Below are 22,409 nucleotides of genomic sequence, written 5' to 3' on the forward strand. Positions count from 1 at the left end.
GCCGGGCCGGGGCTGACGGGGGTCAGGGGCGGCGCAGGCGGGCGCGGTAGTCGCGGGGCGGGAGGCCGTACTCGCGCCTGAAGGCGCGGCTGAAGTGGAACGGGCTGACGAACCCCGAGGCGGCGGCGACCTGGCCGACGTCCAGGTCGGTCACCTCCAGCAGGCTCGCGGCGTGCCGCACCCGCGCCCTGCGCACGGCGCCCATCGGGGTCTGGCCGGTCTCGGCCGTGAACAGGTGCGCGAACCTCGACGGCGACAGCGCCACCGCGCGGGCCAGCGAGGCGACCGAGTGCTGGGCCTCGGGCTCGGCGGCGATGAGGTCGAGCACCCGGCGCACCCGCTCGTCGCCGCCCTCGGCCCCGGGGTCGCGAACGGCCCCCGCCGCAGCCGTGGCCAGCACCAGCACCTCCTCCACCGCCCCGAGCACCAGCTCCCGGGCGGGACTCGACATGACGACCGCCGGCGCGGACGGCGGCCCGGCCGGCGCGTCCGGGGCGGTGTGGCCGGGGATCCAGCGGGCGTCCTGGAGCGCCCGGTCGAAGGCCCGGTCGGCGCGGTCGCGCACCCCGGCGGGCACGCCCTCCACGAGGTGGCAGCCGGTGGCCAGGGCGTACGGCGCGAGCCAGGCCGTCCAGGACGGGCGCGGCTGGAAGTGCACCCACCAGAACCGCCATCTCCCCGCGCCCGGCGCGACCCGGTAACGCTGCGGCGAGCCCGGCCCGAGCACCGCCAGGTCCCCCTCCCGCACGGTGAACGACGCCCCCGCCTGCTCGACCCGCCCCTCCCCCGCCTGGGTCCACAGCAGCAGCCAGCTCGGCGAGCCGTGGGGGCGGCGGGTGCCGTACCCGGCCGCCTTGTCGTAGTGGCCGACGATCATCAACTCGGCAGCAGGAACAGACAGGTTCTCAGCGGTCACGGTCATACCGTCCCACGGGCCGGGTGCCTACGGTGAAGGGCATGAGGCTGAACGACTTCCACGACCGGGGGTACGTGCTCGTCCCCGCGCTGCTGGCTCCCGAGGAGGTGGCGGAGCTGCGCGAGGAGTTCATGGCCCTGCACGCCGCCGGCCCGATACCCGGGCATTTCTCGCCCGTCCCGCAGGAGCCGGGCGCGCCCTACGACGTCCTGCGCGACTACCCCCGGATCATGCACCCCCACCAGGTGAACGACGTCGCCCTGCGCTACCTGCTCGACGCCCGCTTCGCCGCGATCCTGCGCGAGCTGCTCGGCGAGGAGCCGATAGCAGCCCAGAGCATGTTCTACTTCAAGCCGCCGGGCGCCCGCGGCCAGGCGCTGCACCAGGACAACTTCTACCTGCGCGTCGAGCCGGGCACGTGCGTGGCCGCCTGGGTGGCGCTGGACCGCGTCGACCGCGCCAACGGCGGCCTCGAAGTGGTCCCCGGCACCCATCTGATGGACCTGTTCTGCCCGGAGGAGGCCGACCAGGACCTCTCCTTCACCCGCGAGTACGTCCCGCCCCCGCCGGGCCTGGAGCGGGTGCCCGTGGACATGCAGCCCGGTGACGTGCTCTTCTTCAACGGCAGCCTGGTGCACGGCTCGGAGCCGAACAGCACGGCCGACCGGTTCAGGCGCAGCTTCATCTGCCACTACACCGGCCGCTCGGCCGAGCGCATCTCGTCCTGGTACGAGACGCTGACGATGGACGGCGAGCGCGTGCTCCTGGAGCCGTCGGCCGGCGGCGGCCCCTGCGGCACCGAGGCCACCGGCCCCCACTGACCGCCCCACCAGGAACCGGTCCGTCAGCCGCCGGAGATGTCCGACTCCGCCTCGTCCGGGACCACGCAGTCCCACGGGTCGTCGAGCCACCCGTCAGGCAGTTGCACCTTCTGACGCTCGCCCGACTTGCCCCGGGGCGTGTCGGTGTTCGGCGGCCACGGCTGGTCGTGGTCGAGCTTGGCCAGCCCCTCCCGGAGCCCGTCCAGCGACTCGGCCGTGGCCAGCTCCCGCCGCAGCGCGCTGCCGACCTCGAACCCCTTGAGGTACCACCCGACGTGCTTGCGGAAGTCCGCGATCGCGTACCGCTCGGTGTCGAAGCACTCGGTGAGGCCGGCCGCGTGGCGCTCCATCGTCCCGGCCACCTCGCCGAGCGTCGGCCTGACCCGCTCGGGGCTGCCGTTGAAGGCGTTCTCCAGGTCCTTGAACAGCCACGGACGCCCGAGGCAGCCGCGCCCGACCACGACGCCGTCGCAGCCGGTGCGCGCCACCATGCGCAACGCGTCGTCGGCCGACCAGATGTCGCCGTTGCCCAGCACCGGGATCTCCGGCACGGCCTCCTTCAGGCGCGCGATCGCCGCCCAGTCGGCCACGCCGCCGTAGTGCTGCTTCGCCGTGCGGGCGTGCAGGGCGATCGCCGCGACGCCCTCCTCGGCCGCGATGCGGCCGGCGTCGAGGTAGGTCAGGTGGTCGTCGTCGATGCCCTTGCGCATCTTCATGGTCACCGGCAGCGCCCCCGCGTTCGCCACCGCCGCCCGCAGGATCCGCCGCAGCAGGTTCCTCTTGTACGGCAGCGCCGACCCGCCCCCGCGCCTGGTCACCTTGGGCACCGGGCAGCCGAAGTTGAGGTCGACGTGGTCGGCGAGGTCCTCCTCGGCGATCATCCGGACCGCCCGCCCGACGATGTCGGGGTCGACGCCGTAGAGCTGCAGGCTCCTCGGCCGCTCCGACTCGGCGAACCTGATCATCCTGAGCGTCTTGGGATTGCGCTCGACCAGCGCCCGCGTCGTGATCATCTCGCACACGAACAGCCCGGCGCCCTGTTCCCGGCACAACACCCGGAACGGCGCGTTCGTGATGCCCGCCATGGGCGCCAGCACCACGGGCGGCCATGCCCCAATCGGCCCAATCTTCACTCCGTCAGTTGTAGCGCAGCTCAGGCCGGAAGCGGTATTCGCCTATAGGCTGTGAACGGCATCACCAGGGAGGGATCGATGCTTCTTCGCGTGCGCGTGGCGCTGCCCGACCGTCCGGGGTCTCTGGCCCAGGTCACCAAGGCCCTGGGCACGGCGGGGGCCGACATCACCCAGGTCACCGTGCTCGACCGGGGGGCCGGCTCGGCGGTCGACGACATCACCGTCTTCTGCCCCGAGAGCACCCCGCGGGAGCTGCTGGTCAAGAGCCTGGAGAGCGTCGAGGACGTCCGGGTGGAAGGCGTCTGGACCACCCGCGAGACCGCCGGCACCTACCCCGAGCTGGAGATACTCAAGTACATCACCACGGCGGGCGACCGCGCGCTGACCACGCTCGTCGACTCGCTGCCGGTGTTGTTCAGCGCCGACTGGGCGGCCACCGCCGCCGAGCACGGCGTGATCTACGCGAGCTGGCGCGCGCCGCAGGGCCTGACCGTGCCCAGCCCGGCCCCGCCGCGCCCGGCGGCCCTCACGCTCGACGGGGGCGTGCACGCCATCCACGCCCCGCTCCCGCCGCTCGCCCTGACCTTGCTGCTGGCCCGCTCCGAGGGTCCGGCCTTCCACCGCATCGAGGTCCACCGGCTCACCCGGATCCTGGAGATCTTCCTCAGCCTGCCGGCCACCGAACGCGGCGTCGCCCGCCGGCTCCGCAAGTAGCGGGAAGCATCTGGTCGGAAAAGGCGCTAGAGTTAGGCACGCAACAGCGCGGAAGTGGCTCAGTGGTAGAGCATCACCTTGCCAAGGTGAGGGTCGCGGGTTCGAATCCCGTCTTCCGCTCGGAGTGGTTCGACTCGGTGGAGTGGCCGAGAGGCGAGGCAGCGGCCTGCAAAGCCGTCCACACGGGTTCAAATCCCGTCTCCACCTCCAAGGACGATTAGCTCAGCGGGAGAGCGCTTCCCTGACACGGAAGAGGTCACTGGTTCAATCCCAGTATCGTCCACCACACTCCAAGGCCAGACCCGCGACAACGGGGTCTGGCCTTTCGGCTGTCCGGGCCCCGGGCGCCCGCCCGGCACGCGGGCAAGCCCGCTCCCGAGAAGAATCGTCCTCATGGACATCGAACGTGCCCGCACCGCCCTCGTCGCCGCCTACCGGGAGTTCACGGCCGCGGTGGCCGAGACCGACCCGCTCAGCCCCACCCGGTGCGCCGGTTGGGCCGGGGTGGATCTGCTCTTCCATGTCCTGTGCGACGCCCAGCGCGCCCTCGTCGCGTTCGCCACCCCGGCCGACGGGCCGCCCGACGTGGACCACGTCACCTACTGGAGCTCCTTCCAGCCCGTCCCGGACGCCCCCGAGGGCGCCGGTGGCGCGGACGCCCACGCCTGGTGGGTGCGCAGGTCCGCCTCCGCCTTCACCCGGCCCTCCGGGGTGCTGCGGGTGTGGCAGGACACCGCCCCCGCCGCCGTGCGGGCGGCGCTGGCGGCCGACCCGGCGGGATGCGTCGCCACGCAGGGCCACGTGATCGCCGTGCCCGACTTCCTGGCCACGCTGGCGACCGAGGCCGCCGTCCACCACCTCGACCTGCGGGCCGCGCGGCCGCCCGCCCGGGAGGCGCTGGAACTGGCGGGCGAGACCCTCGACGGGCTGCTCGGCGCGGACCGCCCGTCGCATCTGGATCTGACGACGTACGTGCTGGAAGCCACCGGACGGCTCCCGTCCGCCGACGACCGCTTCCCGCTGCTGGGCTGATCACCGCGGAGCGGAGGGAGGCCGTGCCGTCGTACGCGGCCACGGGGGTCCTCGACACCAACGGGTTCGAGGGCGGCACGATCACCATCGACAGCCGCTTCACCGGGTGGGGCGCCAAAGTGTCCATCAAGGCGCCCGACTCCGACGCGGTGGCCACCGGCACCGGCGAGTGAGCGTCCCTCCCGTCGAGTGTGCAGCAGGGTGGCGGCCGGGCCTGAGGGGTCAGGCGTCGTCCGGGTGCATGCGGAAGTCGTAGCGTGCGGGCAGCGGGTCGGTGGTCAGGCACGCCCACGTGTCGTGCAGGACGGCCTCACCCTCCCGCAGGTCCTCGACGTCGAAGCCGGCGTCGAACAGCGCGCGGGCGCCGTCCCGGTCCCCGACGGCGAGCAGGGCGCGGGCGCGCAGCAGGACGGCCCGGCCGGTCGCGGGCAGCGTGTCCAGGACGGCCAGGCACTCGGCGGCCCGGCCGGCCTCCAGCAGCGCGACGGCCGCCTCCGCTGCCAGGCGCGCCCGGACGAGTCCGGTCGTCTGGTGGAGGGCCGTGAGGTACAGGGTGGCCCGTTCGTCCGGGTTTGCGGTGGTGTGGGCCAGGCAGCGGGTCGCCCAGGGGTTCGGGCGCAGCTCGGCGGAGCGCCGCCACGCGCGTACGGCCCCCTCGCGGTCCTCCGCGTGCCAGGCGGCCACGCCCCGGTGGTAGGCCGTCACCCAGGTCTGCGGCGCCCGCTCCAGCAGCCGCCGCCACGGCCCCGACACGAGGCTGTGCCCGGGATCCGCGCCGGGAGAAGGCTCGGGACGGGAGAAGGCCCCGGTGGTGAGGAGGGACAGCCAGGGCGACTGGTCAGGACCGAGGGTGGACCCGGGGAACGGGGTGCCGGGCGTGGTGACGCCGGCGCGCGTCACCTCCAGGGCCCCCCAGCCGGACCCCTCCGCCAGGATCCGGACGGGCTCCTGGTCGGCGTGCGGCCGCCACCTGCGCCAGGCGGCGGAGACCTCGGCGGCCGGCAGCCGGGCCGCCAGCTCCTCCTCGGCCGCCCGCACCGCCGCCGTCCAGTCCGCGCCGTGCACGGCGGCGGAGTCGGCGCGCAGCGGTCCGTACGCCTCCAGCCAGGAGAACTCGCCCCCGCCGGGCAGCGGCACGTGTTCGAGCTGGGTACGGGCCAGCCCCGCCTGGATCTCCAGGTAGCCGCCGGCGCCGGGCTCGGTGAGCCAGTCCTGCCAGCGGCGCCCGCCCGGCCCGCGCCCCCACAGGAAGAGCTTGCGGCCGCGCAACGACCGGGTGGAGGTGTGCACGAGTCCCGCGCCGGAGCCGTCGAGCGCGGCGATCCACGGACGGCGGTCGCCGAGCTCGAAGAAGTAGTCGGCGGCGTGCTCCGCGCGGGCCGGGTAGCTTCGGTCCAGGCCGTCCCAGACCGGGATCGGGACCTGTTCGAGCCGCCCGGCGTAGCCGAAGTGCCAGGCCGTGCCGGCCGGGGCGAGCACGCGCGTCCCCCCGGTCTCGGGGACGGCGATGTTCGACCACCAGTACGCCGGCACCTCGTGCGCGTGCGGGTTGCGCATGCGCACGCCCACGTACAGGAAGTCCGACCCGCGCGGCAGCCAGAAGTCGACCTGGTACGGCAGGTCCCGGGTGCGTTCCCACTCCCACACCCGCAGCATCGGCGTGCCGTCGGGCCCCTCGGCCTCCCCGGCGAAGACCGGACGGCAGGTCAGCGTGGTGTGCCCGGTCGAGCCGGAGTTCCACTCCACGCCGCCGGAGAACCAGGCGCCGGTCAGCCCGAAGTTCGCCGGCTGCAGCACCGGGTTCCGGTGGAGCAGCTCGCCGTGGTCGCGGTGGACCAGCGAGTACAGCCGTCCGCCCCAGCCGGGCAGCACGGTCGCGGTCAGCCGGTCGTTGGCGAGCTGGATCGCCTCGACCCGGCGGGGCCGGCGCGCCCGGTCGTAGCCGTCCTGGACCCGGCAGGGCAGCACGGAGGCGAGCCTGCCGTAGGAGAGCTGGAAGGCCATGTCGGGCGGCGCGCCGGCGACCGTGGGCGCGGGCCCGGGGGCGTCGCCGAGGGGCGGCAGCGGGTTGTCCGGGCCGGGCGGGGCGACCGGCAGAGTGATCGTGGTACGTCGGACGGTCGTCGTCATTTTCCCATCCCCAGGGTGATGCCTTCGGTGACGCGGCGTCCCACCCAGGCGAACAGGACCACCATGGGCAGCACGACCACGCAGACGCCGGCGAACATACCGCCCCAGTTCGTGCCGGTGTACTGCTGCTGCTGGGCGAAGCCGATCAGCGCCACCGGCAGCGTCTCCTTCTCGTCGTCCTGCATCAGCACCAGGGCGAGCATGGTCTCGTTCCAGGAGACGATGAGCTGCAGCACGAACACGGTGACCAGTCCGGGCCGGGCGACCGGCACCACGATGCGCAGGAACGTCCGCCACACCCCGGCGCCGTCCAGCGCGGCGGCCTCCTCCAGCTCGCCGGGCAGCGACCGGAAGAAGCCGGTCAGCAGGAAGACGGTGAACGGCATGGCCGTGCCGACGTAGGCCAGGGTGAGGCCGGTCAGGGTGGAGGTGAGCTCCAGGCTGCTCAGCATGAGGAAGATCGGCAGCAGGATGACCTGCGTGGGCACGCCGGTCCCAAGCGCGAACAGCAGCGTCAGCGGCCGTCCGGCGCGGGTCGCCGTCCGGGTGAGCGCGTAGGCGGCCGGCGCGGCGACCACCACGGCCAGCACCGAGGACAGCACCCCCACCACCGCGCTGTTGACCGCGGCCCGGCCGAAGTTCCCGACCTCCAGCGCGGTCAGGTAGTTGTCCAGCGTCGGCGGGATCGGCAGCCGCCAGGGATGATCGAACACGTCGCGGGTGCTCTTCAGCGACGTGATCAGCACCCACGCCAGCAGCGCCACGTCGGCGGCGACGACCGCCCACACGGCCGCCTTCAGGGGCGCCTTCATGGGCGCGAGCCTCGTCGGTCTCATGATCGTCCCCCTTTCAGAACCGGACGGCTTCACGGTCGAGCGCCCGCCGCAGCAGCAGCACCACGGCCGCCGCGATCAGCAGGCTGAACAGCGCGCTGGCGGCGGTCATCCCCAGCTCGGGCGGCGAGCCGGAGCCGCCGTACGTGGCCGCGTAGCTGTAGAGGGCGACGGTCCAGGTGCTGCTCGGCGGGGTGCCCGCGGTGCCGCCGCCGAACACCAGCACCAGCTCGAACACCTTGATCGAGCTGATGGTCCACAGCAGCGCGCAGACGCTGAGCACGTCCCAGGTCAGCGGGATCGTGACGTGCCGCAGCCGCTGCCAGGACGTGGCCCCGAGCAGCGCGCAGTCCTCGTAGAAGGAGGCGGGGATGCGGTCGACGGCGGCCATGATGATCGTGGTGTAGTACCCGACGGCCGCCCAGATCGCCACGATCAGGATGAGCGTGAACGTGTTGTCCACGGCCAGCCACTTCGGCGGGTCGCTCACCCCGAAGACGCCCCTCAGCACGGTGTTGACCAGCCCGTCGGGGTTGAACAGGAAGCCCGCCACGATGGCCGGCACCAGCGCGCTGACGATGTTGGGGAAGAACAGGATGTTGCGCGCGACCAGCCGCCCGCGCATCTCCCTGAGCACCATCGTGAGCGCGAACCCGGCGGCGAACGTCACGCCGCCGCCGACGACCAGCAGCTTCAGGGTGTTCAGCAGCGCGGTGTGGAAGACCGGGTCGCCCAGCAGGCGGGCGTAGTTGCGCAGGCCGACGAAGCGGGAATCGCCGTACCCGGCGGTCTGCTGGAGGCTGATCCACACCGCGTGGCAGGCCGGGCCGAGGACGAAGACGCCCAGCAACGCCAGGGCCGGCCCGACCATGGGGACGAAGGCCCGCTGCCGGGCCCGCACGGCCGGACCGGGCCGCGTCCCGGGTTCGGCCGCCATCAGCTGCCCTGGTTCTTCCAGAAGCCGGCCTGGACCGCGCTGATCTTGTCCACGAACCCCTGCGCGGTGAGCCTGCCGTTGAACAGCTCGCCCACGGTCGGGTAGTAGACCTTGTCGGTCCAGCCCGGCACGCTCAGCCCGGCCGCGAACGGGTAGGTCGCGGGCACGCTGTCGAGCTGCCGCTTCACCCCGGCCAGCGCCTCGGGCACGAACGCGTCCGCGCGCGGCGAGAGCACGGAGGCCGTCCTGGCCAGGTCGTCGGCGAACTCCCTGGTCGTCAGGTACGCGATGAACCGCTCGCCGGCCTCGACGTTCCTGGCCTTGGCGGGCATCGCGAAGCCGAACTGCACGACCTCCTCGCCCTTGGCCGGGCCGCCGACCTCGGGGAAGGGCATGGAGGCCGGCTTGAACCCGGCCCTGGCGTACGAGCCGACCTCGCTGGGCAGCCAGGAACCCATGATCATGAACGCAGCCCGGCCCTGGGCCCAGTTCTTCTGCTGCTCGGGGTATTTGCTCGCGTCGTACCCCTTGAGCAGGTAACCCTCCTTGGCGAACAGCTCGATCTGCCGGGCGGCGGCCAGCACCTCCGGTCTCTTCCACGACTGCCCGGTCCGGTCCTCGGCGATGGCCTTGAGGCCGTCCGCGCCGATCGTCCGGTAGAGGTAGTAGTTCATCCAGTAGGAGTCGGACCAGTACTGTTCGCCGTCGGCGGTGAGCGGGGCCGTCCGGCCGCCGGCCTTGAGCCTGCCGAGCAGCGCCAGGAACGCGGTCCAGTCCTTCGGCGGCGCCTCGGTGAGGGTGGCGGCGTCGTAGAACAGGCCGATGCCGGCCACGCTGTAGGGCACCATGTACGGCTGGCCGTCCGGCAGCCGCAACGCCGGGCTCTGCGAGTACTTGGCCGGGATGACGTCCTTGACCTTCTTGCCCGCCTCGCCGGGCACGTCGGCCTCGTACACCCCGGCCAGTCCCCGGGCCACGCCCGGCGTCACCATGAACGGCCGGATCGTGTCGTCGGACTGGTCGACCACGTCCGGCACCTTGGACGTGGTGAGCGCGGCGGGCAGCTTCTGCTTGACCACGTCGCGGCCGGCCCACTCGACCTTGACCTTGATGCCGGTGGCCCGGGTGAAGCGGGTGATCGCGGCCTGCAGGGCGACCTGCTGGGGTTCGCCCTGCTTCCACATCGACCAGTAGACGAGCTCCTTGCCGGCCGCGTCCTGGGCGCCGCCGCCGCAGGCGGTGACCAGGCCGAGGGCCAGCGCGCCGGCGGCGAGCCCGGCGAACGTCCTGCGGATGGGGAGGGATCGGGATGAGCTCATCGAGCGGCACCGCCTGTCCTGTGAGATTCGGGGGGTGGCCCGGCGGGCCCCGGACGGGGCCCCGCCGGAGGGTGGTCAGCCGACCGTCCAGCGCTGCAGCGCCGAGCCGGTGTCGGCCTGCTGGGTGACGAGCGCGCCGTCGGCGGTGGAGGCCGTGGTGAGCAGCAGCCCGCTCTTCTGCGAGGCGATCCGGTAGCCGCCGGCGGAGGCGGGGGTGACCTGCCAGCGCTGGTTCGCGGCGCCGGTGCACGTCCACTGGATGATCCTGGCGCCGGCGGCGGACGAGCCGCCGCTGACGTCCGCGCAGAGCTTCGACAGGCCGTTGGCGATCTGGTAGGAGCCGTCGGGCTGGCGGGTGAAGATCCAGCGCTGGTTGGCGCCGGTGTTGGGGGCCCAGGTGATGAGCTGGGTGCCGGGGGTGGTGGAGTGGTCGGGGTCGTCCAGGGCCTTGCCGGCGGCGGTCAGGGTGTGGGTGCCGCTCAGGTCGCCGCCGGAGGCGCCGGTGTCGGTCAGCGTCAGGGTCTGCTCGGCGGCCGTGCGGCGGCCGCCGACCGTCCCGCCGGAGGTGTCGCTCCAGTGGCGTACGGGGGTGGTCTCGGCCGGTCGGGACGCGTCCGCCGTCAGGGCGAGCGCGAGGCCGCTGTAGCGGTTGACCAGCCGGTGGCCGCTACCGGCCGGCACCACGAACCACTGCTGGCCCGCGGTGGGCCCGCCGGCGCCGGGCGCGGTGACGACCGGTCTCGCCCCCCAGGCGCGGCCGGCCGTCGTGGCCGCGTCCACGCCGAGCAGCCCGCCGGTCGAGGCGTTGGCGATGCGGTAGGAGCCGTCGCCGCCGGGGGTGAACGTCCAGCTCTCCAGGGGCGAACCGGTCGGGGCGGCGCTGGAGGTGGTCGCCGGGCCGCCGGAGACCTGGGCCAGGACGCGGCCCGCGCCGGTGCCGATCCGGTAGGTCCTGGCCGGGTCCGCCGGGGCGGGGGCGGGCGCGGTGGAGGTGACGGTGAGGTTCGCGTACTCGCCGCTGGAGGACGCGCACTCGATCGAGCAGTACGAGCGGAACGTCCTGCCGACGACGGCCGAGCCGGTCCTGCTGACGTCGTCGAGGAACCAGCGGTACCAGGAGCCGGAGACGTAGGTGCCGGTGTCGCCGATCAGGCGCCATCGCTGGGTCGACAGGTCGTCGGTGACGTAGAGGCGCTGCGGCTGACGGCCGGAGACGACCTCGGGCTCGCCGAGGTACAGGCCGAGGTGGGCGTCGTAGGCGATGTTCATGATGAACAGGTCGGACTTCGGAGGCAGCTCCCCGGCGGCGATCTGCTGGTCGACCGTGCCGGTGTTGGCCGGGTCGTAGTCGGCGCCCACGGGCGTGTAGCCCCGGGGGTTCGCGGCGGTGACCGGGACCATGTTGCTCTCCTTGCCGCCCACGCCGGGCTGCGACCAGGAGCCGTCGTACCACTTGGTCCACGAGCCGGTCGCCATCTTGGCCGACATCGGCGCCCGCGCCACGTGCGCCAGGCCGCCGTTGCCGCCGCCCACGCCGCCCTTCGGGATGATCCGCGAGCCGTAGTAGACGTAGAAGTAGCCCGAGACCGGGTCGGCGAACAGGCGCGGGTCGCCGTCGCCGTAGTCGTAGGTCTGGTGGGGGAAGGCCGCGCCGTCGTTGCGCTTCGTGCTGTACGGCGAGGTGATCGCGTGGCCGAGGATGGTCCACACCCGGCCCTGGTTGCGGGAGACGGCGTAGTCGAGCGAGTCGTAGTGCAGGCCGTCGCCGAAGGGCTGGGGGGTGAACTCGTTGTGCACCAGGCCGTACCAGTCGCCGGTGTCGGGGTCCACCCAGACGCCGACCAGGTCGCAGTAGTTCCTGTGGGCGTACCCCGAGCCCGCGCCGGCGGGGGTCGCCTCGAGGCCGGTCGGGCTGTTGTTGCAGCGCCAGGTCGTGTCGTTGTTGCGGTCGGCGGAGTTGGCCGGGTTGACCGCATCGCTGATCGCGGCCGAGCGGGTGGCGGTCTCGAAGTTCGCGCCGGTGAAGAAGTCCCAGTAGCGGGGGTCGGAGGGGCCGTAGAGGGCGGCCGACTGCTGGAAGTAGAAGGTGCCGTCCTTGTCGATGTAGGTGGCCGCGGGGGTGTCGGTGGGATGGGCGTAGCGGCCGGTGGAGCCGACGGTGATCGTGTAGGTGGCGTCGGGCGGTGCGGCCGAGGCGGCCGGGACGGGCAGGGAGCCGCCCAGGACCAGCGTCAGGGCCGCGGCGGCAGCGGTGAGCACGTTGCGATGGGGGGACACGGGTGCTCCTTTCTGTCGGGCACGCCACACCTGGCGGGCCCTTGGGGGGAACCACGAGCCGGAACCGCGTGGCCGGACCATACGCCAGATTTGACCGCTCAAACAAGCCCCGATTTCGCGTTCCTGCTCTCTTGTCCGGTCAAAAGGCATGTAATGCGCACGACGGTTGACGAGCTCCGAGCCGGGCGGCTACCTTTCGGGGCGACGTCATTGGACCGGTCAAACCCCCCTTGGAGGCCGCGTGGTCACGATGCAGGACGTGGCCGAGCGGGCCGGAGTCACCAAGCAGACCGTCTCCAACGTGGTCACCGGCCGCGTACGCGTGCGCCCCGAGACCGAGGCCAGGGTGCGCGCGGCCATCGCCGAGCTCGGCTACACCCCCAACCTGGTCGCCCGCTCACTGGCCACCGGCACCACCATGACCGTCGGCCTGTTCGTGCCGACGGTGGCCAGCTCGTTCTACTCGGCCGTGGTCGAGGAGGCCGAGAACGTCCTGGAGGAGCACGGCTACCACCTGCTGCTGTGCACCACCCGCCTCGACGGCGAGCGGGCCCGCCGGCACATCACCGGCCTGACCAGCCGCTCGGTCGACGCCCTGCTGATCGCCGGCGACAACGGCCTGACCGAGCACCTGCCGCTCCTGGCCGACGCGCGCTTCCCGGTGGCGCTGTGCGCGTGGGAGAGCGAGGTGCCCGACACCCTGCCCGTCGTCACGATCGACTACGAGCAGGCCGGTTACCTGGCCGGGCGGCACCTGCGCGAGCTGGGCCACGAGCGGGTCGCGGTGCTGAGCAGCGCGCCGCACGCGCTGCGTGTGCGTGGGTTCCGGCGCGCGTTCACCCGCGACGGGCTCGACGTCCCGGCCGCGGCCGTCTTCACCGCGCCGGAGCCGACGGCGATGGGCGGCTTCACCGCCGCCACCGCGGCCCTGGCCGCCGGCCCCGGCGTGACCGCGCTGTTCTGCACCCACGACATCCTCGCGCTGGGCGCGCTGGAGGCGGCCCGGCTCGGCGGCCGCTCGGTCCCCGGCGACCTGTCGGTGGTCGGCCACGACGACATCGACGAGGTACGGGTGACCCACCCCGCCCTCACCACGGTCGCCGTCCCCAGCAGGGAGATGACCAGGCAGGCCATCGAGCTCCTGCTGCGCGCCCTGGATGAGGGCCGCCCGCCGGTCAACTCCCTGCAGTTGCTGCGCTCGACCCTGATCGTCCGGGCCAGCAGCGGGCCCGCCTGATCTCCTGCGGCGCGGCGAAGGAGGCCAGCGTGCGGCGCAGCCAGCGTCCGCAGCCCCGGGCGCTCCAGCCGGCCGCCGCGCCGACGGCGACCCCGGCCAGCACGTCGCCCGGGTAGTGGGCGCCCACGTACACGCGGGAGGCGGCCACCCCGGCGGCGAGCAGCGTGACCGAGGTGGCGACCGGCAGCGGCGCGTCCCTGGCGACCGCCACCGCGAAGGCGACCGCCGACGCGCTGTGACCCGACGGCAGCGACGAGGACGCCGGCACCCGGCGGCGCCGGATCACCGGGATGAGGTCGGTGAGCGGGCGCGGCCTGCGGATCGCCTGCTTGACGACCATGCTGGTCAGCGGGCTGGCCAGCGAGATCGCCAGCAGCCCGCGGACGCCCGCCCGCTGCAGCCGCGGCCGGCCCGTCATCATCAGCACGCCCGCCACCAGCCCCCACAGGACCGAGTGGTCGGCCGCCGACGACAGATGCGGCAGCAGGGCGTCGAGCACGGGCAGGTCGGAGCGCGCGACCCGGTCGAAGGCCCGTTTGTCCCAGGCGTCGAAACGTTCGAGCAGCATCATCCAGCCGATCACCTCCGCGACGGACCTACACCTGCCCGCCGAGCACGCCGGTCATGCCCGGGACGGCCTGGCTCCGGTGCTCTCCCTGACCACGAGCTCGGGCTCGACCAGCCGCCGCGCCTCGGGCTCGTGCCCGGCCATGAAGTCGAGCAGCAGGTGGAAGGCGTGCCTGCCGACCTCGCCGAAGTCCTGGCGCACGGTGGTCAGCGGCGGCCAGAAGTAGGCCGACTCGGGGATGTCGTCGAACCCGGCCACGCTGACGTCCTCGGGCACCCGGCGGCCGGCCTCGCGCAGCGCGCGCAGCACGCCGAGCGCCATCTGGTCGTTGGCCACGAACACGGCGGTGACGTCGGGGTTCTCGCACAGGCGCCGGCCGAGCTGGTAACCCGAGCGGGCGCTCCAGTCGCCGCGCAGCACCTCGGGCACCTCCCGGCCGGCGGCCGCCAGCACGCCGCGCCAGCCCTCGATGCGGCCGTTGGCGTCGAGCCAGTCGGCCGGGCCGGCGACGTGCCAGACCGTCTCGTGGCCGAGGCTGAGCAGGTGACGGGTGACCCGCCTGGCGCCCGCCTGCTGGTCGACCTTGGCCACCGGCACGGGGATGTCGTCGCCGGCGTCGACGGCCACCACCGGCATCTCCGGCGGCAGGTGGCGCAGGCCGTCGGCGGCCGACTCGTGCGGCGCCACGATGATCACGCCGTCGACCGCCTGGGCGCGCAGCCGCTGCACGCCCTCCTCCATCGACCTGCGGCTGAGCGAGGGCAGGCTGGCGATGCTGACGTTGTAGCCGGCCCGCCTGGCCGCCTGCTCGATGCAGTAGAGCGTGGAGGCCGGGCCGTAGAGGGTGGTGTCGATGCTGACCACGCCGAGCACCCCGGACCTGCCGGTGACGAGCTGGCGGGCGGCCTGGTTGGGCCGGTAGTCGAGCTCGCGCACCGCGGCCATGACGCGGGCCCTGGTCTCCGCGCGGACCCGGTCGGGCGCGTTGAGCACGCGCGAGACGGTCATGGCCGAGACCCCGGCGAGCACGGCCACGTCCATGAGCACCGCCGGCCTGTCGCCCTTCGCTTTCACCGCCGCCACCTCCTGTCAGCGGTAACGCTAACAGGCCCGGGGCCGCGGCGCGCGACCGCGCGGGAGCCGCGAGCGGCCCCCGCGAACCCGCGGTACGCCTGGTCGGCGGCCTGACGCTGCCAGGTAACTGCCAGGAACGGTAGGTAGTCTGCCTCGCCATGAACTGGCAGCGGCACGTCAACAAAGCGCTGGTCAGGTTCACCGGATTCCAGATCGAGCGAGTCGGGAACACGCCCTCTCCCCCGCCCGCTCCCGAGATCAGACCGCCCGCGGATCCGCTAACCGACCGGCTGCTCGAATCCCCCGTCTTCCTCCTGTCCCCCGTACGGTCCGGCTCCACGCTCCTGCGCGCGATCCTCAACGCCCACCCGGACCTGCACGCCCCGCACGAGCTGCACGTACGCCGGTTGCGGGTGCAGTTCGGCACCCCGCTGGCCGCCAAGGCGATGACCGCGCTCGGGCACAACCAGGCCGACCTGGAACACCTGCTGTGGGACCGGGTGCTGCACCGCGAGCTGGTCCGCAGCGGCAAGCGGTACGTCGTGGACAAGACGCCCGCCAACGCCTTCGCCCACCAGCGCATCGCCGCCTGCTGGCCGGACGCCCGCTTCGTCTTCCTGCTGCGCCACCCCGCCTCCATCGCCACGTCCTGGCACGAGGCGAGCCCGGACCGGCGCACCCCCGAGGAGGCCGCCCTCGACGCCCTGCGGTACATGAAGGCCGTGCAGCGGGCCAGGGCCGCGCTGCCGGGGCTGACCGTCAGGTACGAGGAGCTGAGCGCCGAGCCCGAGCGCGTCACCCGCGAGATCTGCGCGTTCCTCGGCCTGGAGTGGGAGCCGCGGATGCTCTCCTACGGCGAGCAGCAGGTGCTGGAGAAGGGCCTCGGCGACTGGCGGGACAAGATCCGGACCGGGACCGTCCAGCCCGCCCGCGAGCTGCCCTCCTCCGACCGGATCCCCGAGCCCCTCAAGCCCATCGCCCGGACCTGGGGGTACCTCACGTGAAGATCCGCTACCTGATGCTGCACGCCTACGGCATGGGCGGCACGATCCGCACGGTGGTCAACCAGGCGAACGCGATGACCGCGGCCGGGCACGACGTCGAGCTGGTCAGCCTGGTCCGGCGGCGCGAGACCCCGCAGTTCGCGATCGACCCCCGCGTCACCGTCACCACGCTGGTGGACCAGCGCGAGGGCAGGCAGCCCGACTCCGTCGGCCGCAGGGCGTGGCGGCGGATCCGCGGCAAGATCGTGCCGCGCGGCGAGTTCGCCGCCGACTACTTCACCGAGCGGGTGGAACGCGCCGCGATGGACTACGTCTCCGGACTGTCCGGCGGCGTCCTGGTGACGACCAGGCCCGCGCTGAACCTGATCTCCGCCCGGCGCGCCCCCGCCGGCGTCGTCAGGATCGCGCAGGAGCACATGAACCTGTCCGCCTACCCCGACACGATCCGCAGGGAGATCGCCCGCCACTACGGCAGGTTCGCCGCGATCACCGTGCTGACCGGGACCAACAAGCTCGAATACCAGCGCCTGCTGCCGGACACGCCGGTGGTGGTGATCCCGAACGCCGTCCACCGCGTGGAGCAGGAACGCTCCCGGCAGGTCAACCCGGTCGTGGTGGCGGCCGGGCGGCTGGTGCCGCAGAAGGGGTTCGACCTGCTCATCGAGGCGTTCGCGCAGGTCGTGCGGGTGCATCCGGAGTGGCGGCTGCGCGTCTTCGGCACCGGGCCGCGGCGCGGCCAGCTCACCGGGCTGGTCGCGCGGCACGGGCTGGCCGAGCACGTGACGCTGCCCGGCCGTACCGAGCGGCTGGAGAAGGAGCTGGCCGAGGCGTCGGTGTACGCGCTCAGCTCCCGCTTCGAGGGCCTGCCCATGGTGATGATCGAGGCCATGACGCACGCGCTGCCCGTGGTCGCCTTCGACTGCCCGACCGGGCCGCGCGACGTGCTGACCGACGGCGTGGACGGCGTGCTGGTGCCGCCCAGGGACGTGGACGCGCTGGCCGCGGCGCTGATCCGGGTGATCGCCGACCGGGAGCTGCGGGTGCGGATGGGCGAGGCGGCGGCGGTGACGTCGCGGGCGTACGGGCCGGAGGTGGTGATGCCGATGTGGGAGGAGCTGTTCTCCGGGCTGGCGCGGGGGCATCGGGTGGCGGACAACCTCTGGACGGGCCGCTGAGGCTCCTTCCCGGAAAGATCTACCTGGTGGATCCTCCGACATCGACGGGGTTTCTAACGATTTGGTCACGGATTTTGCCTTAAATCGTTAAACGCACGCCAAAACGGGCGGCAGCCTGGATTGCATGCGTAACCGGAAAGCTCGACTCACCGCGTTCGCAGGCGCCTTCGCCCTGGTCACGGGGCTGGGCGTGCCCGCGTACGCGCAGCCCGCGACCCCGACCGTCGCGGCTCCTTCCCTCGCCGCCGCCTCCGCCGACGCCGGGGCCCCCGCCGTGTACGGCCGGGCCGCCTACCTGATGGACGCCCGGTCCGGCGCCGCCCTGTTCGGCAAGGCCGCCGACACCCGCATGCCGATCGCCAGCCTCACCAAGACGATGACGGCGTACGTCGTCCTGCAGTCGGCCAAGCCCACGGACCTGGTCGAGATCGCCCCCCAGGACGCGCGGTACGCCGAGGACGGCGGCGGCACCACCGCCGACCTGCGGCCCGGCGACCGGCTGCCGGTCGGCGAACTGCTCTACGCGCTCATGCTGCCCTCGGGCGCCGACGCCGCCCACGCGCTGGCCCGTACGTACGGGCCCGGCGTGCCGGGATTCGTCGACAAGATGAACGCCACCGCCCGCTCGCTCGGCATGAACGACACCCGTTACGTCAACGCCGACGGGCTGCCCACGCCGGCGGGCGACGGCTGGTCCACCGCCCGCGACCAGGCCGTGCTGGCGGCCAAGGCCCTCCAGGTGCCGCTGATCGAAGGCGTGGCCGGGACCCGGTACCACGAGGTCGCGGCGACGGAGGAGCACGGCGCGTACGGCTGGCGCAACACCAACCGCCTGCTCGCCGAGCCCGGGGTGATCGGGTTGAAGACGGGGTTCACCCGCGCGGCGGGGTACAGCCTGGCCTTCGCCGGCGAGCGGGACGGGCACCGGGTGGTGGGCGTGATCCTGGGCGAGACGGTCTCCAGCCGCCGCTTCGACACCGCCCAGGCCCTCCTCACCTGGGCCCCCACCCGCACCGCCGCCTGACCTCTCCCCCACCGCCACCGCGGCCCGCCCCTCCCCGCCCTGCACCCCCTCACGGCCCCCTCCAGGCCCCATCTGAGCGGCGTCGTCTCCTGGGGCGGCGGGGTGTCCGCATGATGGACGCTCGTGATCTGTTGGGTTAGTTTGCCCGGCATGAACGTTCGCATCGCGATGAGCGTGCTGTCCGCGGCGCTCGTGCTCGCCGCCCCGCTCCCCGCCCACGCCGACACCCCCACCCCCGGCCCGGGCCTCGGCTGGGAGCTGAAGGAGACCGGCGTGACCGCCCGCTTCCGCGGTCTCGCGCCCGTGAGCAGGGACGTGGTGTGGGCCGCCGGCACCGGCGGGACCGTCCTGCGCACCGTGGACGGCGGCCGCACCTGGCAGAACGTCTCCCCGCCCGGCACCGAGTCCCTCCAGTTCCGCGACGTGGAGGCGTTCGACGCCCGTCACGCCCTGGTCCTGTCGATCGGCACGGGCACGGACGGCCGCGTCTACCGCACCGAGGACGGCGGCCGCACCTGGACCGAGTCCTTCAGGAACGACGAGCCGAACGCCTTCTACGACTGCATGGCCTTCTTCGACCGCCGCCACGGCCTGGCCATGAGCGACCCGGTGAACGGCAGGTTCCGGCTCCTGGCCACCGACGACGGCGGCCGGAGCTGGCAGGTGCTCCCGTCCAGCGGCATGCCGGACGCGCTGCCCGGCGAGGCCGGTTTCGCGGCGAGCGGCCAGTGCCTGGTGACCGCGGGCGGGCGGGACGCCTGGATCGCCACCGGCGGCGGCGAGCGGTCACGCGTGTTCCGTTCGGCCGACCGCGGGCGTACGTGGACCGTCACCGACACCCCGATCCCGGCCGCCGACCCCGCGAAGGGCGTCTTCGCGCTGGCCTTCCGCGACCGGCACCGCGGGATCGCGGTCGGCGGCGACTACCAGCCCGGCCTCCCCTCGCCGAACGCCGCCGCGGTCACCAGGGACGGCGGCGCCACCTGGCGGACCGCCACGACCCCGCCGCCCGCGTACCGGTCGGGGGTGACGTGGCTGCCGCACCTGCCGTTCGCGGCCATCGCCGTCGGGCCCACGGGCAGCGACGTGACGTACACCGGCGGGGAGCGCTGGGAGACCTTCGACGGCGGCTCGTTCGACACCGTCTCGTGCACCCCGGACCTGTCCTGCTGGGCCTCCGGCGAGCAGGGCCGCATAGCCCGTCTCCGCCTCCGCTAGCACGCGGGGCGCGCGGGCACACGGCGGGCGCGCGGGCACACGGCGGGCGCGCAGGGCCCGGTCAGCGGACGCCGCGGGGTCTGAACTGGATGCTGATGCGCGGCCCCGCGGGCCGGGCGGTCTTGGGGATGGCGTGCTCCCACGTCCGCTGGCAGCTGCCGCCCATGACGATCAGGTCGCCGTGCCCGAGGTCGCGGCGGATCGAGGGGCCGCCGCCGCGCGGGCGCAGCAGGAGCGGACGCGGGCTGCCCACCGAGACGATCGCGACCATGGTGTCCTCGCTGCTGCCCCGGCCGATGGTGTCGCCGTGCCAGGCGACGCTGTCGCGGCCGTCGCGGTAGAAGCACAGGCCCGCGGTGCGGAAGGGCTCGCCCAGCTCCTCGCCGTAGTGGGCGTCGAGCGCCGCTCTGGCCTGGTCGAGGACGGGGTCGGGCAGCGTCTCGCCCTCGTCGTAGAACTTCAGCAGACGCGGGACGTCGAGGACCCGGTCGTACATACGGCGGCGCTCGGCGCGCCACGGCACCGTCTCGGCCAGCCGCGTGAACAGCGTGTCGGCCCCCGTCAGCCAGCCGGGCCGCAGGTCGATCCAGGCTCCGTGGTCGAGGTACGTCCGGCGGACCGTGGCGCCCAGCCGCCCGACGCCGAGCTCCTCGTCGAGACCCAGCAGAGATGCTTGGAACGCGGCTTTCATGAGGCCGAGTCTATGCCATTGTTCAAACACACATTCGACTCGGATGCCGCCTGCGGGTGCCGGGAGGTGCCCGGCCTGTGCGGTACGCAGTCCGTACAGGCCGGGCGGTCGCCGCCGGCGGGCGCTGGACCCTCGCGGGACGATCAACCGACCCCTTCCCCGCCCGAACCACCCCTTAACCCGATCCTGTAACGTCTTGCTGATGTTGACGCGTTACATGGCCGGGGTGGTCGCCGCCCGGACCGGCGACGAGATGTCCGGACCCGCCCTCCTGGTGGCCGGGCTCGCCGCCACCGGGTCTCCGCTGCTGGGGGCGTCGCTGCTGGCCGGGCTGACCGTGTCGGCGGCCGTCGGCGGGCCGCTGCTCGGCGTGCTGCTGGACCGCGCCCGCCGTCCGGGCCGGTTGCTGGCGTGCTGCCTGCTCGGGTACGCGGCCGGCCTGCTGCTGGTGGCGGGCGGCGTCGGACGGGTGCCCGGGACGGCGCTGGTGGCGCTGGCCGTCGTGACCGGGCTCGCGGGCCCCGCGCTGACCGGCGGCTGGACGGGACAGCTCCCCCTGGTCTCCGGGCCCGACCGGGGGCGGCTGGCACGGGCCACCGCGCTCGACGCCATGACGTACAACGTGGCGGGGCTGGCCGGCCCGGCGGCGGTCGGCGTGATCGCCGCCGTGGCAGGCGGAACGGCAGCAGTCCTCGTCTCCGCACTGCTCCTCCTGACCGCCCTCCCCGCCGCCTGGACCCTCCCCGCCCGCACCCCCCACACCCAGCCCACAGGCGACGTGCCCACCCACAACCTGCCCGCCGTTGACGGGGCCGCCCTTGACCAGCCTCCGCTCGGCCAGTCCACGAGCGACAGGCCCGCAAAGGGCCGGCTGAGCGGCGGTGACCTGCTCGCGGGAGACGGGCCACGCGGCGAACGGCGGCGCTTCGGCCGCCTCACCGCGCCGATACGGGCTGCGGGAGCGGTCGCGCGGGAGATGGCGGGCGGGATCCGGGCGGTGCTCGGGAACCCGGTGCTGGGGCGGGCCACCGCCGGGTCGATGGTCTCGTGCGCCGGGGCGGGCATGTTCGTGGTGTCGGCGCCGGTGCTGGGGCTGGAGCTCACGGGCGACAGCAGCCGAGGCACGCTGCTGCTGGCCGTCACGGCGGCGGCCGGCCTGGCCGCGAACGGGCTCCTGGCCTGGCGCGGCGGCCCCCGTCGGCGGAACGCGACACCGGCGTGGGACACGACCCTGGTCTGGTCCACCGCGCTGGTCGGCGCGGGCATGGCCTTGGCTGCCACGGCAGGAGCAGCCCTGGTGGGGACGTACTGGATCGCGGTGGTCGCGGCGGGGCTGGTGGGCGCGGGCGAGGGGCCGCAGTTGACGGCGCTGTTCGCGGTGCGGCAACGCGAGGCCCCCGCCGAACTGCGCAGCCAGGTGTTCACGACCGGCGCCAGCCTCAAGATCACCTCGTTCGCCGTCGGATCGGCGCTGGCAGGCCCGCTGAGCACCCACTCGGCCACTGCCGCCCTGCTGACCGGCGCGGCCTTACAGGCCGTGGCCGTCTACGTCCTCCTCCGCCGCCGCCGCGGTTAGCGAGCGTCAGCGGGGGGCTCGGCACCAGCAGGCGGGGGCGGGGGTGTGGTGTCAGGGGGGTGGGGGCGGGCGCGGTGGGCGGCGACGCGGGCGCGGGTGGCGCAGCGGGTGCCGCAGTAGCGGCGGGGACTGCCGCCGCCCAGGTCGAGGTACGGCCGTCCGCACCCCGCGGCCGCGCACAACCCGCCCGGAACGCGCTGATGGTCGGCGACCAGCACGGCCAGGGCCATCGCCGACGAGGCCAGGAACCACTCGGCCCACGGCGCTTCGTCACCGCTGTCGACGTGCAGGTGCCAGGACGTCGTGCCCCGGTGGCTGGTCAGCCGGGGCGGCCGGGCGGTCTCGGCGAGCAGGCGGTTGAGCAGGCCCGCCGCCTCCCCTGCGTCGCGGGCGCCCAGGACGTCGCGCAGCCGGGCCGCCGCCGCGCGCATGGCGGCCACGTCGGACTCGTCGAGGCCCAGGTCGCCGTGCTCGCCGTGGCGGCGCAGGACGTCCGTCACCGAGGCGGGCGTCGGCTCTTCGTGCAGCAGCGCCACGCACAGCTCGACGGCTCTGACGGCCATCGCCCTGGTCGAGTGAACCTCCACCCGGCAAGCGTATCCACGGCGGGGCTCCCCCTGCCCCGCCGTGGACAGTGCCTGACCGCGGACCGTGCCTGACCGCGGACCGTGCCTGACCGCGGACCGTGCCTGACCGCGGACCGTGCCCCGCCGTAGACGCTGTCCCGCCG

The 22,409-nt window shown here is 73.7% G+C and carries 21 protein-coding genes and 3 tRNA genes; 13 read left to right on the forward strand and 11 right to left on the reverse strand.

The window, feature by feature from the left end; genetic code table 11:
* Positions 1-22 precede the first annotated feature (22 nt).
* A complete protein-coding gene (locus tag AB0J71_RS40560; protein WP_364419430.1) occupies positions 23-916 on the reverse strand; it encodes a helix-turn-helix domain-containing protein in 894 nt (297 codons plus the stop codon).
* A gap of 41 nt (positions 917-957) precedes the next feature.
* Here AB0J71_RS40560 and AB0J71_RS40565 point away from each other — a divergent pair, with 41 nt between their 5' ends.
* Complete coding sequence (locus AB0J71_RS40565; protein WP_352361195.1) at positions 958-1,737, forward strand: phytanoyl-CoA dioxygenase family protein; 780 nt, start codon at positions 958-960, stop codon at positions 1,735-1,737.
* Between the two features lie 23 nt (positions 1,738-1,760).
* On the opposite strand, the gene dusB is transcribed toward AB0J71_RS40565, so the two are convergent.
* The gene (dusB, locus tag AB0J71_RS40570; RefSeq protein WP_352325166.1) at positions 1,761-2,870 is read right to left on the reverse strand and encodes a tRNA dihydrouridine synthase DusB; all 1,110 of its coding nucleotides are present in this window, start codon (positions 2,868-2,870) and stop codon (positions 1,761-1,763) included.
* 78 nt (positions 2,871-2,948) lie between these two features.
* Here dusB and AB0J71_RS40575 point away from each other — a divergent pair, with 78 nt between their 5' ends.
* The 6 genes from AB0J71_RS40575 to AB0J71_RS40600 all read left to right on the forward strand — a co-directional run bounded on the left by AB0J71_RS40575 (position 2,949) and on the right by AB0J71_RS40600 (position 4,789).
* Positions 2,949-3,584, forward strand: a complete 636-nt coding sequence (locus AB0J71_RS40575) for an ACT domain-containing protein (protein WP_352325165.1) — start codon at positions 2,949-2,951, stop codon at positions 3,582-3,584.
* A 48-nt stretch (positions 3,585-3,632) separates the two neighbouring features.
* A tRNA-Gly gene (locus tag AB0J71_RS40580) sits at positions 3,633-3,704 on the forward strand.
* Positions 3,705-3,720: 16 nt separating this feature from the next.
* A tRNA-Cys gene (locus AB0J71_RS40585) sits at positions 3,721-3,794 on the forward strand.
* Between the two features lies 1 nt (position 3,795).
* A tRNA-Val gene (locus tag AB0J71_RS40590) sits at positions 3,796-3,870 on the forward strand.
* A gap of 107 nt (positions 3,871-3,977) precedes the next feature.
* Positions 3,978-4,616 carry a maleylpyruvate isomerase N-terminal domain-containing protein gene (locus AB0J71_RS40595; protein ID WP_352325164.1) on the forward strand — a complete coding sequence of 213 codons (639 nt, stop codon included), beginning with the start codon at positions 3,978-3,980 and terminating at the stop codon, positions 4,614-4,616.
* A gap of 23 nt (positions 4,617-4,639) precedes the next feature.
* Entirely contained in the window at positions 4,640-4,789 is a 150-nt protein-coding gene (locus AB0J71_RS40600) for a hypothetical protein (RefSeq protein ID WP_352325163.1), read from the forward strand.
* 49 nt (positions 4,790-4,838) lie between these two features.
* Here the strand turns inward: AB0J71_RS40600 and AB0J71_RS40605 are convergent, their stop codons facing one another.
* The 5 genes from AB0J71_RS40605 to AB0J71_RS40625 form a co-directional block, all read right to left on the reverse strand.
* Positions 4,839-6,746, reverse strand: coding sequence for a DUF5107 domain-containing protein (locus tag AB0J71_RS40605; RefSeq protein WP_364419433.1), 1,908 nt, complete (start codon positions 6,744-6,746; stop codon positions 4,839-4,841).
* Positions 6,743-7,582: a carbohydrate ABC transporter permease gene (locus tag AB0J71_RS40610; protein WP_352325161.1), complete on the reverse strand. Its 840-nt coding sequence runs from the start codon at positions 7,580-7,582 to the stop codon at positions 6,743-6,745. Before AB0J71_RS40610 ends, AB0J71_RS40605 begins: the two co-directional genes overlap by 4 nt.
* 13 nt (positions 7,583-7,595) lie before the next feature.
* Entirely contained in the window at positions 7,596-8,516 is a 921-nt protein-coding gene (locus tag AB0J71_RS40615; protein WP_364419435.1) for a sugar ABC transporter permease, read from the reverse strand.
* Positions 8,516-9,835, reverse strand: coding sequence for an ABC transporter substrate-binding protein (locus AB0J71_RS40620; RefSeq protein ID WP_364419437.1), 1,320 nt, complete (start codon positions 9,833-9,835; stop codon positions 8,516-8,518). The genes AB0J71_RS40615 and AB0J71_RS40620 overlap by 1 nt, the downstream gene beginning before the upstream one ends.
* A 75-nt stretch (positions 9,836-9,910) precedes the next feature.
* The gene (locus tag AB0J71_RS40625) at positions 9,911-12,112 is read right to left on the reverse strand and encodes an RICIN domain-containing protein (protein WP_364390078.1); all 2,202 of its coding nucleotides are present in this window, start codon (positions 12,110-12,112) and stop codon (positions 9,911-9,913) included.
* A 250-nt stretch (positions 12,113-12,362) separates the two neighbouring features.
* On the opposite strand from AB0J71_RS40625, the gene AB0J71_RS40630 reads away from it, so the two are divergent.
* Positions 12,363-13,349, forward strand: a complete 987-nt coding sequence (locus AB0J71_RS40630) for a LacI family DNA-binding transcriptional regulator (protein WP_352327489.1) — start codon at positions 12,363-12,365, stop codon at positions 13,347-13,349.
* Here the strand turns inward: AB0J71_RS40630 and AB0J71_RS40635 are convergent.
* Both AB0J71_RS40635 and AB0J71_RS40640 read right to left on the reverse strand, forming a co-directional pair.
* Positions 13,288-13,932 (reverse strand): phosphatase PAP2 family protein, encoded by a 645-nt coding sequence (locus tag AB0J71_RS40635; RefSeq protein ID WP_352327486.1) that lies wholly within the window; start codon positions 13,930-13,932, stop codon positions 13,288-13,290. The two genes, AB0J71_RS40630 and AB0J71_RS40635, sit on opposite strands and share 62 nt — an antisense overlap.
* A 39-nt stretch (positions 13,933-13,971) precedes the next feature.
* Positions 13,972-14,958: a LacI family DNA-binding transcriptional regulator gene (locus AB0J71_RS40640; protein ID WP_352327488.1), complete on the reverse strand. Its 987-nt coding sequence runs from the start codon at positions 14,956-14,958 to the stop codon at positions 13,972-13,974.
* A gap of 191 nt (positions 14,959-15,149) precedes the next feature.
* On the opposite strand from AB0J71_RS40640, the gene AB0J71_RS40645 reads away from it, so the two are divergent.
* The 4 genes from AB0J71_RS40645 to AB0J71_RS40660 all read left to right on the forward strand — a co-directional run bounded on the left by AB0J71_RS40645 (position 15,150) and on the right by AB0J71_RS40660 (position 19,412).
* Entirely contained in the window at positions 15,150-15,995 is an 846-nt protein-coding gene (locus tag AB0J71_RS40645; protein ID WP_364419439.1) for a sulfotransferase, read from the forward strand.
* Positions 15,992-17,170 (forward strand): glycosyltransferase family 4 protein, encoded by a 1,179-nt coding sequence (locus AB0J71_RS40650; RefSeq protein WP_364419441.1) that lies wholly within the window; start codon positions 15,992-15,994, stop codon positions 17,168-17,170. Before AB0J71_RS40645 ends, AB0J71_RS40650 begins: the two co-directional genes overlap by 4 nt.
* Positions 17,171-17,294: 124 nt before the next feature.
* A complete protein-coding gene (locus AB0J71_RS40655) occupies positions 17,295-18,194 on the forward strand; it encodes a D-alanyl-D-alanine carboxypeptidase family protein (protein WP_364419443.1) in 900 nt (299 codons plus the stop codon).
* Positions 18,195-18,344: 150 nt separating this feature from the next.
* Positions 18,345-19,412, forward strand: a complete 1,068-nt coding sequence (locus tag AB0J71_RS40660) for an oxidoreductase (protein WP_364419445.1) — start codon at positions 18,345-18,347, stop codon at positions 19,410-19,412.
* Between the two features lie 61 nt (positions 19,413-19,473).
* On the opposite strand, the gene AB0J71_RS40665 is transcribed toward AB0J71_RS40660, so the two are convergent.
* Positions 19,474-20,103: an alpha-ketoglutarate-dependent dioxygenase AlkB gene (locus AB0J71_RS40665; RefSeq protein ID WP_352327481.1), complete on the reverse strand. Its 630-nt coding sequence runs from the start codon at positions 20,101-20,103 to the stop codon at positions 19,474-19,476.
* 202 nt (positions 20,104-20,305) lie between these two features.
* Between AB0J71_RS40665 and AB0J71_RS40670 the strand changes: the two genes are divergently transcribed.
* Positions 20,306-21,679 (forward strand): MFS transporter, encoded by a 1,374-nt coding sequence (locus tag AB0J71_RS40670; RefSeq protein WP_364419447.1) that lies wholly within the window; start codon positions 20,306-20,308, stop codon positions 21,677-21,679.
* Here AB0J71_RS40670 and AB0J71_RS40675 read toward each other — a convergent pair.
* Positions 21,676-22,266, reverse strand: coding sequence for a CGNR zinc finger domain-containing protein (locus tag AB0J71_RS40675; RefSeq protein WP_352327479.1), 591 nt, complete (start codon positions 22,264-22,266; stop codon positions 21,676-21,678). The two genes, AB0J71_RS40670 and AB0J71_RS40675, sit on opposite strands and share 4 nt — an antisense overlap.
* Positions 22,267-22,409 lie beyond the last annotated feature (143 nt).

This window comes from Nonomuraea sp. NPDC049637, assembly GCF_040675235.1.
Lineage (GTDB): Bacteria > Actinomycetota > Actinomycetes > Streptosporangiales > Streptosporangiaceae > Nonomuraea.

Coding starts and splice junctions, on each gene's coding strand:
- AB0J71_RS40565 (WP_352361195.1), top strand. CDS start 958: ATGAGGCTGAACGACTTCCACGACCGGGGGTACGTGCTCGTCCCCGCG.
- AB0J71_RS40575 (WP_352325165.1), top strand. CDS start 2,949: ATGCTTCTTCGCGTGCGCGTGGCGCTGCCCGACCGTCCGGGGTCTCTG.
- AB0J71_RS40595 (WP_352325164.1), top strand. CDS start 3,978: ATGGACATCGAACGTGCCCGCACCGCCCTCGTCGCCGCCTACCGGGAG.
- AB0J71_RS40605 (WP_364419433.1), bottom strand. CDS start 6,746: ATGACGACGACCGTCCGACGTACCACGATCACTCTGCCGGTCGCCCCG.
- AB0J71_RS40610 (WP_352325161.1), bottom strand. CDS start 7,582: ATGAGACCGACGAGGCTCGCGCCCATGAAGGCGCCCCTGAAGGCGGCC.
- AB0J71_RS40615 (WP_364419435.1), bottom strand. CDS start 8,516: ATGGCGGCCGAACCCGGGACGCGGCCCGGTCCGGCCGTGCGGGCCCGG.
- AB0J71_RS40620 (WP_364419437.1), bottom strand. CDS start 9,835: ATGAGCTCATCCCGATCCCTCCCCATCCGCAGGACGTTCGCCGGGCTC.
- AB0J71_RS40630 (WP_352327489.1), top strand. CDS start 12,363: ATGCAGGACGTGGCCGAGCGGGCCGGAGTCACCAAGCAGACCGTCTCC.
- AB0J71_RS40640 (WP_352327488.1), bottom strand. CDS start 14,958: ATGGACGTGGCCGTGCTCGCCGGGGTCTCGGCCATGACCGTCTCGCGC.
- AB0J71_RS40645 (WP_364419439.1), top strand. CDS start 15,150: ATGAACTGGCAGCGGCACGTCAACAAAGCGCTGGTCAGGTTCACCGGA.
- AB0J71_RS40655 (WP_364419443.1), top strand. CDS start 17,295: ATGCGTAACCGGAAAGCTCGACTCACCGCGTTCGCAGGCGCCTTCGCC.
- AB0J71_RS40660 (WP_364419445.1), top strand. CDS start 18,345: ATGAACGTTCGCATCGCGATGAGCGTGCTGTCCGCGGCGCTCGTGCTC.
- AB0J71_RS40665 (WP_352327481.1), bottom strand. CDS start 20,103: ATGAAAGCCGCGTTCCAAGCATCTCTGCTGGGTCTCGACGAGGAGCTC.
- AB0J71_RS40670 (WP_364419447.1), top strand. CDS start 20,306: ATGTTGACGCGTTACATGGCCGGGGTGGTCGCCGCCCGGACCGGCGAC.